Source organism: Agromyces sp. Y182 (assembly GCF_059445385.1).
Map to the genome: position 1 here is coordinate 1,008,608 of NZ_JCAIUF010000002.1, position 16,880 is coordinate 1,025,487.

At 70.3% G+C, this 16,880-nt stretch carries 8 protein-coding genes; 2 read left to right on the forward strand and 6 right to left on the reverse strand.

All coding sequences use genetic code 11. The annotated features are described in order from the left end of the window. Both AC1C2R_RS19235 and AC1C2R_RS19240 read right to left on the reverse strand, forming a co-directional pair. Positions 1 to 2,892, reverse strand: a complete 2,892-nt coding sequence (locus AC1C2R_RS19235; RefSeq protein WP_495353498.1) for a UPF0182 family membrane protein — start codon at positions 2,890 to 2,892, stop codon at positions 1 to 3. A 71-nt stretch (positions 2,893 to 2,963) separates the two neighbouring features. Further along, positions 2,964 to 4,088: a YlbL family protein gene (locus AC1C2R_RS19240; protein ID WP_495380959.1), complete on the reverse strand. Its 1,125-nt coding sequence runs from the start codon at positions 4,086 to 4,088 to the stop codon at positions 2,964 to 2,966. Between the two features lie 220 nt (positions 4,089 to 4,308). Between AC1C2R_RS19240 and AC1C2R_RS19245 the strand changes: the two genes are divergently transcribed. Continuing rightward, positions 4,309 to 5,628, forward strand: coding sequence for a zinc-dependent metalloprotease (locus AC1C2R_RS19245; protein WP_495381111.1), 1,320 nt, complete (start codon positions 4,309 to 4,311; stop codon positions 5,626 to 5,628). 860 nt (positions 5,629 to 6,488) lie between these two features. Here AC1C2R_RS19245 and AC1C2R_RS19250 read toward each other — a convergent pair. Beyond that, on the reverse strand, positions 6,489 to 8,276 hold the full coding sequence (locus tag AC1C2R_RS19250) for an ATP-dependent helicase (RefSeq protein WP_495380960.1): 1,788 nt from the start codon (positions 8,274 to 8,276) through the stop codon (positions 6,489 to 6,491). Then, positions 8,261 to 9,211, reverse strand: a complete 951-nt coding sequence (gene nudC / locus AC1C2R_RS19255; protein ID WP_495380961.1) for an NAD(+) diphosphatase — start codon at positions 9,209 to 9,211, stop codon at positions 8,261 to 8,263. The genes AC1C2R_RS19250 and nudC overlap by 16 nt, the downstream gene beginning before the upstream one ends. 92 nt (positions 9,212 to 9,303) lie before the next feature. Here nudC and AC1C2R_RS19260 point away from each other — a divergent pair, with 92 nt between their 5' ends. Beyond that, a complete protein-coding gene (locus AC1C2R_RS19260) occupies positions 9,304 to 10,563 on the forward strand; it encodes a phosphotransferase (RefSeq protein WP_495380962.1) in 1,260 nt (419 codons plus the stop codon). Here the strand turns inward: AC1C2R_RS19260 and AC1C2R_RS19265 are convergent. Together AC1C2R_RS19265 and AC1C2R_RS19270 are read right to left on the reverse strand one after the other, a co-directional pair. Further along, a complete protein-coding gene (locus AC1C2R_RS19265) occupies positions 10,473 to 13,760 on the reverse strand; it encodes an ATP-dependent helicase (protein ID WP_495380963.1) in 3,288 nt (1,095 codons plus the stop codon). The two genes, AC1C2R_RS19260 and AC1C2R_RS19265, sit on opposite strands and share 91 nt — an antisense overlap. Then, positions 13,757 to 16,870 carry a PD-(D/E)XK nuclease family protein gene (locus AC1C2R_RS19270; protein ID WP_495380964.1) on the reverse strand — a complete coding sequence of 1,038 codons (3,114 nt, stop codon included), beginning with the start codon at positions 16,868 to 16,870 and terminating at the stop codon, positions 13,757 to 13,759. Before AC1C2R_RS19270 ends, AC1C2R_RS19265 begins: the two co-directional genes overlap by 4 nt. Positions 16,871 to 16,880: the final 10 nt, after the last annotated feature.

Consider the following 16,880-nt stretch of genomic DNA (forward strand, 5'->3'; position numbering starts at 1 on the left):
TCACTCCTCCGAGGTCAGCACGAGCAACTGCGCGATGATCTCGGCAAGTTGGGCGTCGGCGGCGCCGTACGCCGTCCAGTCACCCTCGGCGAGCGCGGCCTGCTTGTTCTTCAGCGCCTGCGACGCCTGGTTGAGCAGTGCCTGCACTTCGTCGGTCGGCGTCACAGGCGTGGCGGGCTCATCGCCCTCGGCCGGCGGAGTCGGCTCTGCGCCGGGATCCACCTCGTTGTCGCCCGCGTCTGCGCCGGAATCGCCGCCGAAGAGCACGTCGAGCGCGAGGTCGAGCGTGTCTTGGAACGCGATCTGGTCGCCGAAGGCGACGAGCACCTTCTGCAACAGCGGATAGCTGGTGTTTCCGGTCGACTCGACGAACACGGGCTGCACGTACAGCAGGCCGCCGCCCACCGGCACCGTCAGCAGGTTGCCGTTGATCACGTTCGATTGCCCCTGCTTCAGCAGGTTCAGCGACTGGGAGACCGTGGGGTCGGAGTTGAACTTCGCCTGCACCTGGCCTGGGCCGGGCACGTTGTCGTCTTCAGGCAGGGTCAGGAGTCTCAGGTCGCCGTACCCCTCTGCGCGCTTTCCGTCGGCGTCGCCGGCATCGGCATCCACCGCAAGGTAGCCGCGAAGCACGTTCCGACTCTGGTCGCCGCGCGCCTCAGGGATGAACGTCGAGTACAGCGAGTAGCTCGGAGCGTCTTGACCCGGCATCTGCATGGTCAAGTAGTACGGCGGCTGCAGCAACGTGCTGCCGGTCTCGGCGGTCGGGTCCTTCGGCGTCGTCCAGGCGTCTTCACGCGAGTAGAACGGGATCGCCTCGGTCACGTGGTAGCGGCCGAGCACCGAGCGCTGCACCTTGAACAGGTCGGACGGGTAGCGCACGTGGCTGATGAGGTCGCCCGACATCTCGCTCATCGGCTCGATCGTCGTCGGGAAGACCTTCTGCCAGGTCTGGAGGATCGGGTCCTCGTCGTCCCACGCGTAGAGCTTGACGGTGCCGTCATAGGCGTCGACCGTCGCCTTGACGGAGTTGCGGATGTAGTTGATCTCGTCGAACGCCAGAGTGGGGGCGAGCCCCTCGCTGTCGGCGATCGCGTCGCTCATGCTGACCTTGTTGGAGTACGGGTACTGGTCGGAGAGCGTGTATCCGTCGACGATCCACACGATGCGCCCATCGACGACCGAGGGGTAGACGTCGGAATCGAGCGTCAGGTACGGCGCGACCTTCTGCACCCGCTTGAGCGGCTCGCGGTCGTAGAGGATCTGCGAGTCGGTCGAGACCTGGTCGGAGAGGAAGATCTGCTCTGACTGGAACTTCAGCGCGTAGACGAGTTTCGTGAACGCGTTGTCGAGCTTCGGACCGCCGTTGCCATCGAACGTCGTCTGGGTCTGATCGGCGCCCTCGGTGCCCGACGGGTAGTCGAGCTCGATCGGCTTGGCATCCGTCGGCGCACCGACGATCGAATAGGGCGGCGAGCCCTCTCCGAAGTACACGCGCGGCTGGAAGTCGCCGAGCACGCCCGATGACGGGATGCCGGACTGCAGGAACACGGGTTGCCCGTCGACTGAGCGCTGGTTGCCTGCAGCAGCCACGAGCCCGTACCCGTGCGTGTAGACGAGGTGCGAGTTGAACCAGGTCTCTGCGTCACCGAGGCCCGAGATCTTCACGTCGCGCACGGCGACGACCGTGTCTTGCGTCGCGCCATCGATCTCGTAGCGGTCGACGTCGAGCTGTTCGGGGAACTGGTAGTACTGGCGGAACTGTTCGAGCTGCTGGAAGGCCGGCGAGATCACGAGCGGATCCATGAGGCGGATGCTCGCCGTCGTTGCGGCATCCGCACGCAGCGCGCCGGACTCGGCATCGGTCTTCGCCTCGAACGGAATCTCTTCGACGTCGGCGACGCCGTAGGCATCGCGAGTGAGGTCGATATTGCGCTGGATGTACGGCTCTTCGAGCGAGCGAGCGCTCGGGTCGACCTGGAACCGCTGCACGACCCACGGGTAGAGCGAGCCGATGAGGAGGCTGGAAACGATCAGCAGTGCGGTGCCGACGAGTGGCAGTCGCCAACGGCCGATGATGGCCGTGATGAAGAACAGGATGGCGACGACGGCCGCGATGGCTGCGAGGATGCCTCGGCCGGGGATCGTCGCATTGACATCGGTATACGAGGCACCCGTAAAGAGCGAACCGGTCTCGGTGACGGTCGCGTACTGGTCGAGCCAGATGCTGACGGCCTGGAGCAGCAGGTAGAGGCCCGCGGTGACCGCGATCTGGATGCGGGCGGACTTCGAGATGACGACCTCGCGGCCGCTGACCCGCAGCGCACCGTAGAGGTAGTTCGTTGCGATGACGAGCAGCACCGAGAGCAACACGACGGCCGAGGCGAAGCCCACGATCGCGCGGAAGAAGGGGAGTTCGAAGACGAAGAAGCCCACGTCGAAGCCGAATTGCGGATCGGTCGTGCCGAACGGCGTGCGGTTCAGCCACGCGAGGGTGAGTTCCCAGCGACTGGACGCCGAGACGCCCGCGAAGATGCCGAGCACCACGGGGATGCCGTACATCGCGAGCCGGCGCAGGGGCTCGAAGACCTCTTGGTAGCGGTCGAGCTGTGAATTCAGCTTCGCGTACACCGGACGCGAACGATACGCGATCTGAATGGACCCCCACACCGGCAGCGCCATGGCGAAGAAGCCGATCGCGAAGAGCACGATGCGGGCGACCCACTCGGTGGTGAGCACCGAGAGGAAGCCGAGCTGGTCGTACCAGAGCACGTCGGCGTAGACCCCGGCGAAGGCGAAGAACGCGATGACGAGAACTGCCACCACACCGATCGTGATGGCGATCGGCGCGCGACGGCGCTGAGTCCTCGGTTCGTGCGGTTGTGCTGACACTCTCGGCCTCGTGTTCGGTCGGGTTGGGATCGAGACTCCATCCTAGAGTCGCGTTCCTTGGAATCGGCTGTTCAGGCGGCCGGGCAGGATCGGTACGAGCCCGTGACCTCTCCGTCGGCGAGGTCTTCGACGATCTGGCGGGCCTCGTCGAGGGTCGTCACCGCGAACACGGTGAGTCCATCGGGAACGTGCCCGGCGACTTCGTCGCAGTTCGCCTCGGGAGCGAGGAACCAGTCGGCACCGGCTCTTTCAGCACCCCAGAGCTTCTGACGGATGCCGCCGATGGCGCCCACGTCGCCCGACGAGTCGATCGTTCCCGTGCCCGCGACGATCTCGCCGCCCGTCATCGCATCGGGCGTCAGTTTGTCGACGATGCCGAGAGCGAACATCATGCCCGCGCTCGGTCCGCCCACGTTGTCGAGTTGCAATTCGACATCGATCGGGAACTCGTAGTGCATGCGCACACCCACGCCGAGCACTGCGACGCCGTCTCGGGAGACGGGGACCACCTCGACGGCGAGCGGGCTGCCGTCACGGACGAGCTCGATCTGCGCAGGAGCATCCGAGCCGTGCTCGCCCACCGCCGCCTGGAGCTCGCTGATCGAGTTGACCGGTGTGCCGTCGAGGGAGACGATGATGTCGCCCTCCTCGATGATGCCCTCGGCCGGCGAGCCCTCGAGGAGACCGGCGACCGTCACCTCGCGTGGGAAGTCGTAGCCGAGCTCGACGAGCGCGGCCGCGATCGCGTCTTGTTGCGAATCGACCATCGCGGCCGAGTTCTGGGCATCGCGGTCTTCGTTGCTGACGCCCGGAGGGAAGATCGCCTCGACCGGCACGACCGAACGCGTGCGGTCTAGCCAGGCGGCGATGACCTCGAGCCAGTTCGGCGTCTGACCGGGCCGACCCACGATCGAGACGGTGAGCAGATTGAGCTCGCCGTCGGTGGGATAGGTGGTCTCATCGGGGATCTCGATGAGCGGAACTTCTTCGTCGTCACCGTTCTCGGCCACGCCGAGGGTGTCGTAGACGGGGCCGGGCTGCTCGATCACGTACGGCGACGGCATCAGCGCGAAGACGATGCCGATCACGATCGCGATCGCGAGGGCGCTCCAGCCGATGCGTTCGGCGCGCGAACGGCGGCCGGGGCGTGCCGACGGCGAAGACGACGCCGACGGCTCGTCGGAGAAGAGGGCCATCCGATCATCCTTCCGGGGCGACGGGTCGTCGCTGTTGCACGCGCCGGGGTCGACGCTGTTCGCGAAGGGCGGACACCCGGAACGCCCAGCCTAGGCCATTTCCCAGACATGCGGCCGTGCCGCGGCGTTACGGTTGATGTGACGCGACTGGGAGGTGGCGAGAGTGGCCGATCGGCATGATGAGCCCGACGACCGGAGCCCCGAAGACGAGTTCCGAGAGATGCTCAGTGAGCTGCTCTCGGGTGCCGGCGGCATCGATCCGTCGAGCCTCGCGGGCGCCGCAGGTCTGCCCAACGACCCGGCGAGCCTCGCGGCGCTGTTCGGCCAGTTGCAGCAAGCGATGAACCGCGCCGACGACGGCATCGACTGGAGCGTCGCCATTCGCCAGGGTGAAGAGCGCGCCGCAACCGGCCAGCGTCAGATCGGCGACGAAGAGCGCGCCCGACTCGACCAGGCATTCCAAGTGGCATCCCTCTGGCTCGATGAGGCAGTCGATTTCGGCGCACTGCCCGGCACCCCCGAGCTGCTCACCCGACGTGCATGGGTCACCGCCACGATGCCCATCTGGTCGCAACTGGCCGAGCCCGTCGCGCTCTCCATCTCCGATGCGCTGACCCGCGTCATGAGCGAGCAGGCGCCCGAAGAGATGCGGCAGATGATCGAGGGCGCGAGTCGCATGATGCGCGGCATCGGCGGTGCGCTCTTCGCCATGCAGCTCGGGCAGGTCGTCGGCCAGCTCGCAACCGAGGTCGTCTCAGGCGGCGACATCGGCATTCCGCTCCTCGACGACGGACGTGCAGCGATCCTGCCGCAGAACGCGGCGGCCTTCGGCGAAGACCTCGACATTCCGACCGACCAGGTCGAGCTCTACCTCGCCGTACGCGAACTCGCGCACGCGCGGCTCTTCCGGCACGCACGGTGGTTGCGCCTCCACCTGATCACCGCGATCACGGCCTTCGCCCGCGGCATCGACATCGACACCGAGCGGCTCGAAGAGCTCGCCGAGGGGTTCGACCCCTCGAACACCGAAGAACTCCGCAACGCCGTCGTCAACGGCGCCCTCATCCGGGCGAAGAGCGAACCGCAGCAGGCCGCGCTCGCGCGGCTCGAGACGATGCTCGCCCTCGTCGAGGGCTGGGTCGACGCGGCCACGGCCGATGCGACCGGGCGACTGCCGAAGTCCGACGCGATCGCGGAGTCGATCCGTCGTCGTCGCGCCTCAGGCGGTCCGGCTGAGTCCGCGTTCGCGACGCTCGTCGGCCTCGAGCTGCGCCCCCGCCGCCTTCGCGACGCGACCGCCATGTGGCGGGCCGTCACGGATGCCGTCGGCGTCGAGGCGCGAGACGCGCTCTGGGCCCACCCCGACCTCCTGCCGACCTCGGAAGACCTCGACGACCCGGCTCGCCTCGTCGCGCGCCTCACCGGCACCGACACGGCCGAGGCCGAAGCCGACGACGAGTTCGATCAGGCGCTCGAGCAACTCCTCCGCGGTGAGACGCCGGCGGCGCCGGGCGAAGACGGCGAGGAGCCGACCGCCTGAGTGGCAGCGGCCGGCCGCTTCGGGCCCAGCCTGTGGAGGAATTCCGCGGTGGCTCGCGCGATTCGGGCAAGCTCTCGGCATGTCACCGCGCATCGATCCGAACCTCCCCCTCGTGTGGCGCACGCCGACCGAGCTGCAGCTCGGAGCCACGCCCCGCGTGGTGCTGAGCGAGCCGGGTGAGTTCGAGATCGGACTGATCACGGCGTTGCGGCACGGCGTCTCGGTGCGCACGCTGCAGACGATCGGTGGGGGGCTCGGAGGTTCGCCGCACGACGTGCGGACGCTGCTCGACGTGCTCGCGCCGGCGTTCGAGGCAGCACCCGAGACCGCGCACGAGACGACCGCAGACACCGCATCGGCTCCCGCGCCGGAACGAGCGGATGCCGCGGCATCCGCTCGCTCGTCGCGCCTGGTCGCCCTCGACGCGCCACCGGCCATCTCGCGCCTGCTCGCGGCGAACCTCGCCGCCCTCGGCTACGAGACGCTGCCCGCCGACGAGGCCGCTGCCGCAGCCGACCCCGCCCCCATCGCACTCGCCGTCATCGTCGCCCCGTGGGTGATCTCCCCCGCCAGGCACCTGCCCTGGCTGCGCGGCGACGTGCCCCACCTCGCCGTCGTCTTCGACGATGCGGGCACGCGCGTCGGTCCGCTCGTCGAGCCCGGCCGCGGCCCGTGCCTGCGCTGCCTCGACCTCGCACGGCGCGACCAAGACACGGCGTGGCCGGTGGTCGCAGCCCAACTCGCGGGTCGACCGGCGGCGAGCTCCACGCCGCGGGCGGCGCACGATGCCGCCGCACTGGCCGCATCCCTCGTCGATGATCGACTCTCGCACGGGCTCGAGCGACTGCGCGACGCCTCGCTCAGGCTCGCGCAGCCCGGCGCCCGCGTGCAGCAGACGCACCACCCGGCGCATCCCGAGTGCGGGTGCCGAGCTCCTGCAGGAACCGTGACGGCTCCCGTTCGCCTCGATATCCGCCGCCCTGCCGCGGCCAGCTCAGCTCGAGGCGCTGCCGTGCCCGCGTGATGCCGACGTACAGCAACCGCCGCTCCTCGTCGATCGCCTCGAGCCCCTTCGCATATGCGATCGGGAGCATGCCTTCGGTGAGGCCGACGATGTACACCTCGTTCCACTCCAGGCCCTTGGCTGAGTGCAGGGTCGCGAGCGTCACGGCGGCGACCGTCGGCTCGTGCTGCGCCTCGGCGCGGGCGCGCAGCTCGTCGGCGAAGGTGCGGAACGTGGTGCCCGCAGGCGCGTCGTCGACGAGCCGGGCGATCGCGTTCAGCGACTCCCAGCGGGCGCGCACCGCGCCGGGCCCGTCGGGAGCCTGTGCGGTCCAGCCGAGCGCGCGCAACACATCGCTGACGGACTTGAACAGCGGCTCGCCCGCGATCGTGAGTGCCGCCGCGCGCAATGCGTGCACCGCCTCGCGCACCTCGGGCTGGTCGAAGAACCGCGCGGCGCCGCGCACCCGCGACCCGACGCCGACCTCCTCGAGCGCGCGCTCGAGGATCGCCGACTGAGAGTTCACGCGCATGAGCACCGCGATCGACTCGGGCCGGATGGCCGCATCGATACGTGCCCGAATGCGAGTCGCCACGCCACGCGCCTCGGCGAGGTCGTCGGCGTACTCGACGATCGTCGGTTCGGCGGTCGCCGCCGGCGCCAGGGCCGGGGCCGGCGCATCCGCTTCGCCGGTGACCGCCTCGAGCCGGAGGGCACCGGCACGACCGCGCATGAGCCGGTTCGCGACGTCGATGATCGCCGCCGTCGACCGGTAATTGCGCTCGAGGCGCACGACCGTCGCGCCCTCGAACCGCCGCTCGAAGTCGAGCAGGTAGTCGGCGCTCGCACCGGCGAACGAGTAGATCGTCTGGCTCGCGTCGCCCACGACGCACAGATCGCGGCGGCCTCCGAGCCAGAGGTCGAGCAACTGCTGCTGGGCAGGCGAGACGTCTTGATACTCGTCGACGATGAAGTGCCGATAGCTCTCGCGCACATGCATGGCGACGGATGCCTCGGACTCGATCATGCCCGCCGTCGCGAGCAGCACGTCTTCGAAGTCGAGCATGCGCCGCTCGTCTTTCAGCGACTCATAGGCGTCGACGACGGCGAGGAACTGCTCCGACGTGAGATCGCCGGGAGCTCCACGGGCGGCGAGCCGCGCCGTGTACGCGTCGGGTCCGACGCAGGCGACCTTGCGCCACTCGATCTCAGCCGCGACATCGCGCAGCGTCGCCGCGTCGACTCGGACTCGTGCGCGTTCGGCGGCCTGGCCGAGCAATCGGCCCTTGTACTCGAGCACCCGCGGCGCACCCCCGCCGACGACGATGGGCCAGAAGTGGTTCAACTGCGCCAGCGCGGCCGCGTGGAACGTGCGCGCCTGCACCCCGCCTGCACCGAGCGCCCGAAGCCGCGCCCGCAGCTCGGCGGCAGCTCGCGACGTGAAGGTGAGCGCCATCACGCGCGCGGGGTCGTAGGCGCCCGACGCCACCCCGTAGGCGATGCGGTGCGTGATCGCCCGCGTCTTGCCCGTGCCGGCGCCCGCGAGCACGCACACCGGGCCGAGCAGGGCCTCGGCCGCGACGCGCTGCTCGTCGTCGAGCGCATCGAGCAGCGGGTCGGATGCCGTGGTCACGATGTCGACCATGCGGGCCCGATCCCCTCGGGGTCGAGGGGGCCGCCGTACCAGCGCTCGAGCAACCATCGTGCGATCGAGGTCTCGCCCGGCAGGCCGATGTCGGCACGTGCGGCAGCGAGTTCGCCGCGCGTGAACCAGCGCAGCTCGAGGATCTCCTCGCCATCGGGCACCGCCGACGACGGGGCGACCGACGGCGCCACCCGCGCGCTGAAGCCGAGCATGAGGCTCGCGGGGAACGGCCACGGCTGAGATGCGACGTACTCGACCCGATCGACCTCGATGCCGGCTTCCTCCTGGATCTCACGGATGACGGCGGCCTCGAGCGTCTCGCCGGGCTCGACGAAGCCCGCGAGCAGCGAGAACCTGTGCTGCGCCCAGAGCGCGTTCGAGCCGAGCAGCACCCGGTCGTCGTCGTCGGTCACGAGCACGATCACGGCCGGATCGGTACGCGGGAAGTGCTGACTGCCTTCGGCGATGCAGCGCCTGGACCAGCCCGCCTGCACGCTCTCGGTCTCCGCCCCGCATCGGGGACACCGCACGTGCCGCTCATGCCAGTTGGCGAGCGCCAGCGCCTCGACGAAGAGGCTCGCATCCCGTTCGCCGATCACCGGCGCCGCGTCACGCAGGCCCTGCCAGCGTGCACCTTCGGGTTCGATGATGCCCGCGGCATCTTCGTCGAAGACGCGCAGCTCGAACCTGACGCCTGCCTCGCGGCCGAGATAACAGCGCAGCAGGGGCGACGGTAAGCCCGTGGGGCCTGCCAGCTGCAGCGCCGGCGCCGAACCTTCGACCCGCTCGGCGATGAGGGCGCGGCCTCGGTGCACGGCGATGACGCGGGTCTCGGGGTCGGCATCGAGCGACGCCTCGAGCCCTGGATCGGCCCGCGACGCGGCATCCCGGTCGATCGTCGAACGCGCGAACACCGGCGATGTCGGTTCGGTCACATGCCACCTCTCGATGCCCGGTTCGGAGTCGGAGTCGGCCGGAAGGCGTGGCGGTCGCCCACAGCCGCGATTGCCTGCTTAAGCTGTGTGCCATGGCCAGATCTCCACTCACTCTAGCCGCGTTGGCCACGGCGGCGGTGCCCGGTCTCGAGGTGCGAGCGGTTCGTTCGCACACTCGGAAGAGTCACGGCGCGTTCGACGCCGTACTCCTCCGGAGCACCGACGCTCGTCTGCTGGTGCTGCGGATTCCACGATCGCAAGCCGCCGAATCCGAGCAGTCGGCCGATCTCGTCGCGCTCCGTGCGCTCACCCACGGCATCCGCTCGCTCATGCCGTTCGGCGTTCCCGAAGTGGTCGGCCAAGCACCGATCGACGGCACCCGTGCGGTCGTCACGAGCTACGTGCCCGGAGCTGCTCGAACTGCTGACGAGCTCACCGAGCACGACGGCATCGCCACCTCGGTCGGCCTCGCCCTCGCCGCGGTGCACAACCTGCCGAGCGCGTTCATCGCCGACGCCGGCCTGCCGCGGCAGACCGCCGACGAAGCGCATGACGCCGTCGTCGACGTCATCGATCGCGCCGCTGACACCGGCCACCTGCCCGCCGCCCTGCTGCGACGCTGGGAGGAAGCGACCGACGACGCCTCGCTCTGGCGCTTCCGCCCTACCGTCATCAACGGGGCACTCGCCGCCGACTCGCTGCTCGTCGACGGCGAGACGGTGACCGGCCTCATCGGGTGGTCGGCGCTCGCCCAGGGCGACCCGGCACGCGATATGCACTGGCTGCTCACCTCGCGAGGGACCGCAGCCGAGCGCGCCCTCGACGGCTACTTCGGCGCGCGCGATGGCGGCGCCGACGCGCACCTGCCGCAGCGCGCGCTGCTCTACGGCGAGCTGGAGCTCGCGAGGTGGCTGCTGCACGGTGTCGAAGTGCGCGACGATGCCATCATCACCGACGCCGTCGCGCTGCTCGACGGGCTCGTCGAGAGCGTGCACGATCGCTCGAGCGAGCCCCTCTCGCCCGAGACCGGTCCGATCCTCACGGTCGGCGACGTCGAGCGACTCCTCGACGAAACGCCGCGGGAGACTCTGCCGCGCGAAGGCGGGGCGAGCCTCCTGACCGACAGCTACGACTTCTCAGAACTCGAACGTCGCGAGGCGGGCGAACGCGATACCGCACCGTTCGACGCCACCGCCCCGATTCCGCTCGATCTCTCGGACTGGGGTGACGCAACGCCCGAGAGTGAAGGTGGCGCGGCACCTCAGCGAGACGGCGAGGCCGCCACCGACGTCGGAGCCGCTCCGGATGCCGCGACCGACGCCCACGCGCGTCGCAACGCCGCTTCGTCGTAGATCGCATCGGGCCGGATGACCCGGTCGTCTTCGACGAAGTAGAACACGGCGTCGATCTGCCCGGGCTCGATGCCGGCCCAGTTGGCGTACGCGAGTCGGTAGAGCGCGAGCTGCGTCTGCTTCAGCTCGAGGTCGTGCGCGTCACGCGGTGCCTTGCCCGTCTTCCAGTCGACGACCTGGTAGCGGATGCCGCGACGCCCGAGTTCGCTCGAGGGCGCCACCTCGTAGACCGCGTCGAGCTTGCAGACGAAGACGTTGTCACCGATCGGCAGATGCAGCTCGATCTCGACGGCGGACGGCTTGCGGCCGCCCCACTCGGACGCCTCGAAGGTCGTCTGCAGTGTGCGCAGCCGCTCGGGTGTGGCGTCGGTGACGCCACGGTCACGGGTCGCGTCGAGCTCGGCGAAGGCATCGAGACCGTCGAGCGCATCGATCGCCGCAGTCTCGAACTCGCCCGTCGACCGCTGCTCGACCCACTGGTGGAACAGGGTGCCGATGCGGGTGGCCCGGAACGGGCGCTGCGGCATCGGCCTGCGCAGCTGCGCGGCGACGGCAACAGGGTCGTCGACGTAGTCCTTGAACCGGGATGCCGGCACGCGCACGGGCACCTCGGCGTTCGCGAGTCCCTCGGCGCGGAGGCGGCGCTCTTCGAGGAGCATCCGGATGCGATCGGCCAGAACCGGGCCGATGCCCTCGCCGCTCGGGCGTTCGGCCGCGGCGCGCACCGCGGTCGCCGCCGCGGTGACGGCGTGCCGACGAGTACCCAGCGGGTCGAGCGGCCAGCGCACGCGCTCGGTCGAGCCTGACCGCGGATTCTCATCGGACTCGGGTGCCACGGGAAACACGCTCGCCTCGAGCACGCCGGCGGTCACGAGTTCGCGAAGGAAGGGGCTGGGCTTTCGCGGCGCCTTCTGGCCCGCCCACCACGAGCCCGACACGAGGAGGTCGCTGCGCGTGCGAGTGAGCGCGACGTAGGCGAGGCGCCGCTCCTCTTCGGCATGACGCTCGCGATTCTCTGCTGCGAACGCGGTGACCGCACGGTCGAAGTCCGCCTGGCTCTGCGAGCCTCGCCACGCCAGCTCGGGCAGCTCATCGGCGTCGCCCTTGAACTCGTTGGGCAACTCGCCGAAGGCGAGCCATCCTTTCGAAGATCGAGGCTTGGACGGCAACTCGTCGTCGACCATGCGCGGTATCGCCACGACGTCCCACTCGAGGCCCTTCGATCCGTGGATCGAGAGCACCTGCACGGCGCCCGGCTCGGGTTCGTCTTGCCGGGGCGCGAGCCGGTCGCGCTGCTCGGCTTCGGTGAGCCAGCCCAGGAACGCGCCGAGTGTGGGGTGCTCCGAGACCTCCGCGAATCCGGCGAGCAGTTCGTCGAACGCCTCGAGGCTCGGTGCACCGAGGGGCTGCGCGGCATTGGCCGCGACCTCGATGTCGAGCAGCATTTCCTGCTGCACGAGGCTGACGAAGTCGATGAGGCCGAGCCCTGCGCGCCGTCTCAGCGACTGGAGCTGCGCACCGGCCCGACGCATGCGCGCAAGCCCCACGTCGCTGAACGGGGCGAGCGCGGAGTGCGAGTCGGGTGCCACGAGCAGGAAGTCGAGAGCGTCGACGATCGACGGCGACTCGTCGGGCGCGATTGAGGCGCGAAGCCCCGCTCGCACCTCGTCGCCGAGCCGTCGGGTGGCGAGGTCGCGGTCGGCGAGCCACTTCGCAAGCCCGTGCAGCGCAGCGAGATCGGCGGATCCGATGCGCCAGCGGGCACCACCGAGTACTCGCACGAGCTCTGAGCCCGCCGTCGGGTCGTTGAGCACCCGGAGCACGCAGACGAGGTCGGCGATCACGGGCTGGTCGAGGAGGCCCGCCATGCCGAGCACGTGCACCGGAACCCCTTTCGCCCGCAGCGCCGCCGTGAAGACGCCGACGTTGGCGAAGGTGCGACAGAGCAGCGCCCCACTCCGAGCTCCCTCACGCGGGCCGCCGTTCGGGCCGCGCCCGAGTCGCTCGTGGAACCACGTCGCCACGAGTTCGGCCTCGTGCTCGATGGTCTCCGCCCACGCGGCATCCAGTCGCCCCGGCTGTGCGAACGGCGACGCACCCAGCGGCGCCTTCGGGATGCCGGCATCGAGCGGCTGGATGAGCGTGTTCGCCGCGTCGAGCACGACCCGCGGATTGCGCCAGCTCGTGGAGAGGTCGTACACGGCGGCGTCACCGGCGACCGCGAAGTCGGGCCCGAAGCGTGCGAGGTTCGCGGCGCTCGCCCCGCGCCATCCGTAGATCGACTGGTCGGGGTCGCCCACCGCCATCACGGCGTGCCCGCCGAACAGCGTGGCGAGCAGCCGGGTCTGAACGACACTCGTGTCTTGGTACTCGTCGAGGAGCACGGTGCGGTACCGCTCGCGATGCTCGGCGACCACCTCTGGGTGCCCCTCGCAGATCGCGAGGGCGAGCGCCACCTGGTCGGAGAATTCGACGAAGCCCTTCTGCTGCTTCGCCGCCGAGTACGCGTCGGCGAGTTCGAGCAGCGGCGGCAGTGCGCCGACGACGCCGAGCGCGTCGACGAACGAGGTGAAGTCGGTGCGCTTGCGCGGAGCCTCGATGGGCAGCCCCTGCATTGCGAGGAAATCGCGGGTCATTGCGCGAACATCGCGGCTGTCGACGACGTTCTCGGCGAGCGCCCGGCTGAGTGCGAGCACCGCCGCCGTGACTTTGTCGAGCGAGGCGTCGAGTTCGACGAGTCGCGGGTCGGCCGACGCCGCGACCACCGAGCGCGCGAGCTGCCACGCGGATGCCTCGCCGAGCACGGCGGCGTCGGGTTCTCGACCGATGAGCATGGCGTGCTCGCGGTAGATGGCGCTCGCGAAGGCGTTGTACGTGCCCACCGAGGCGGACTCGAGCGGATCGAGAGACACCTCTGCAATGCCCAGCGAGACGAGTTGCGCGATGCGCTCCCGGATGCGCTCGGCGAGCTCCCCTGCCGCCTTGCGTGTAAAAGTGAGGCCGAGCACCTCGGGTACGGCGACGTGGGAATTGGCGAGGAGCCAGACCACGCGGTTCGCCATCGTCTCGGTCTTGCCGCTGCCCGCGCCGGCAACAACGATGCTCTGCCCCTGCGGATCGGCTTCGATGACCGCGCGCTGCTCGGCGGTGGACGCGTGCAGGCCGAGACGTGCGGCGATATCGGCGGCGTCGATCACGCCGAGACCGCCGGCACGAGGTGCACCCGGTACTGCCAGCCGCCGAAGCGCGAGCGGTAGCCCAGTTCGGCCGGTCCCTCGAACTCGCTGCCCGCCATCGTGCGCGCTACGGCCCCGAGCCGGTCTCGGAACTCCGCCTCTGCATCGTCGTCGAACGGTTGCTGCGCTCGTTCGGTGAAGGCCATGCCGCGGGTCGGCTTCGCGAGGTAGACGAGTTTCGCACCGCCGTGAGTGCCGGCGCCGGGCAGCTCCCCGGCCCGAGCGGCCAGCTGGTACGCGGCGAGCTGCGGGTGGGCTGCGGTCTCCGCCGCCGAGGGCGGCGTGCGGCCGGTCTTCAGGTCGACGATCACCGTGGTGCCGTCGGGTGACGCCTCGACCCGGTCGATGGTGCCCGAAATGCGCACGCGATCGACGATGAGCGTGAATCGGCCCTCGGCGCCCAGCAGCACCTTGCCGTCGTCGGTGAAGTTGCCGAGGTAATCGGATGCTCCTTCGGCCATGCGTCGCGCGCCGCGACGTTCGCGCTCGGCCACCCAGCCGGCCTCGAACCGCAACTCGCGCCAGCGCTCCTCGACGGCCGCCCAGAGCGTCTCGACGCTCGTGTCGCCGTCGTCACGGGCACCCGCCTCTTCGACGACGGCATGCACGATCGTGCCGATCGAGGCGGCGAGCCCCGATGGCGGGGAGGCGACATGGTCGATGAACCAGCCGAGCGGCGACTCTTCAGCGCGGTCGATCTGCGACGGCGAGACGGCGACGAGCGCCTCGGGATCGCCGTCGAGATCGACGAGTGGCGCCGTCGTCGAGGGCTCGGCGAGTCCGTACCACTCGTCGGGGTGCGCGCCGGGTACCCCCTGCTCGGCGAGGAGCGCGAGCGCCGCCGACACCTCGCCCGTTGCCGCGCCCGGCACTGCGCTCGTCGCCTCTTCGCGCAGCGCGCCGACGAGTCCGCGCAAGTGCAGGGGGCGCCGCCGGGCGGCCTTGATGCGTTCGGTCGCGTACCCCATGAGCATCGACGGCTGCTCATCGTCGTTGGCGGTGCAGCTCAGCACGAGTTGCCGGTTCGCTCGCGAAGCGGCGAGCACGAACAACCGCAGTTCGTCGCCGCGCACCGAGGCGCGCGCCTCGGCGACCGTCTCGGGTGTCGGGAGCGGAGCGCCGGCGCGCGCAGCAGCGACCACCCGCGGCACGAGCGCCGCATGGAGGAGCGTGCCCCGAGGGCGCAGGTTCGGCCACACTCCGTCTTGCAGCCCCGCGATGACGACGACGTCGAACTCCCGGCCGATGACGGCCGGCGGAGTGGTCACGAGCACGGTCTCCGCCGAGCGTTGCGGCGCGAGCGAGTCTTCGGGCAGTTCGCTCGCGAGCACCTCATCGACGAAGCGCACGGCCGGAGCATCCGGCTCGCGTTCCACGAAGCGCTGGGCGGCGGCGAACAGGGCGACGGCCGCGTCGAGCGAACGGTTGGCCTCTTCTGCCAGCACGCCCGTGCCGGCCGCCTGGGCGCCCCACTCGGTGGGCAGGCCGCTGCCCTCCCAGAGCGACCACAGCACCTCTTCGATCGTGCCGCCGCGCTGCGCGACGCCGCGAGCGGTCGAGAGGAGCTTGGCCAGGCGTGCCGCCCGTCGTGCCGGGGCCGCGTCGATCGTCTCGAAGCCGCCGGGTGCCTCGAGTGCCTCGACGAGGAGTTCGTCGGCCGTGCGGGAGCCGTCGACCGCGAGCTCTTCATGCCGCAGTGCGAGCCGGAGCCGGCGGAGGCCGACGCTGTCGAGCCGGCCGAGCGGCCCCGTGAGCACGGTGACCGCGAGTTCGGGCGTGAGCGGTTCGCGGTCGAGCACCAGAGACGTCGCGGCAAGCAACGCGGCAGCCGCTGGCGCGTCGCGGAGGGCCGTTCGCACGGCGCTGCCGGCGGTGGGAACATCCGCGAGCGCGAGCCCGCGCTCGAACGCCGGCACATCGCCGCCGGAGCGCAGCACCACTGCCATCGACGACCACGGCACGCCGTCGAGCAGATGACGCTCTCGCAACACGGCCGCAACGGCCTGGCACTCGGCAGCGTGCGACGGCACCTCGATGCCGAGCACCGCGGCGAGCGGGTCGGGCTCGATCGCCGCGTGACGCTCGGCCGTGCGATGCGTGCCGCCGAGGGCCGTTCCGATGTGCTGGCTCACCGACTGGACGATCGCACGCAGCTCGGGTCGGCCCCGGTGCACGACGGGCAACTCGACGCGGCGCACGGACTCGCCGCCGAGCACCGAGCCGAGTGAGCCGAGCAGCTCGGCCCGCCCGCCGCGGAATCCGTTGGATGCCACGTCAGGGTCTCCGAGCGCCACCACGCCGACGCCGCGGGCCGCGAACGCGCCGAGCAGCGCTGCGGTCGTCTCGGTCGCCTCCTGCGCGTCGTCGACCACGACGAGGCGTACCCGCTCGAGCGCCCCAAGGGCCGCGGCAGCGGAGGCATCCGTCATGCTGCGCCTCACGATCGCCGCCGCGAACGCACCGAGCTCTGAGGAGTCGTACTGGGTCGGCCGCAGCTGCGCCTTCACCTCGTCGTACTCGTCGAGGAAGCCAGCGGCGGCGACCCACTCGGGCCGGCCGGCACGCTCGCCGAGCGTTGCGAGTGCCGCGGCGTCGACACCGTGTTCGACCGCCCGCATGAGCACGTCGCGCAACTCGGAACGGAATCCCCGGAGCACTCGCACCTCTGGGGTCAGCGGGTCGGGCCACTCGGGCCCGAAGCCGTCGCGGATGCCGCCGTCGATGAGCTCCCCGATGATCTGGTCGTGCTCGCCGCCCGTGAGGAGCGTGACGGATGTACCGGTGAACGCACGCACCAGCTGGAACGCGATGGAGTTCGCCGTGCGGGCGAGCGGACCTCTCGTCGTGATGCCGAGGCGCACCGCGAGCCGATCGCGCAGCGAGGTCGCGGCGACACGTGTCGCCGAGATCACGAGCACCTCGTCGGTGGCGTACCCGAGCCGCTCGACACGGTCGGCGACGAGCTCGATCGCGAACGTCGTCTTGCCGCTGCCGGGAGCCCCGAACACCGCTGCGTGCTCGCCATCGACGATGCTCGGGAGTGGTGCTGCGGATGTCGCGGTGGCCTGCATGTGGGCAACG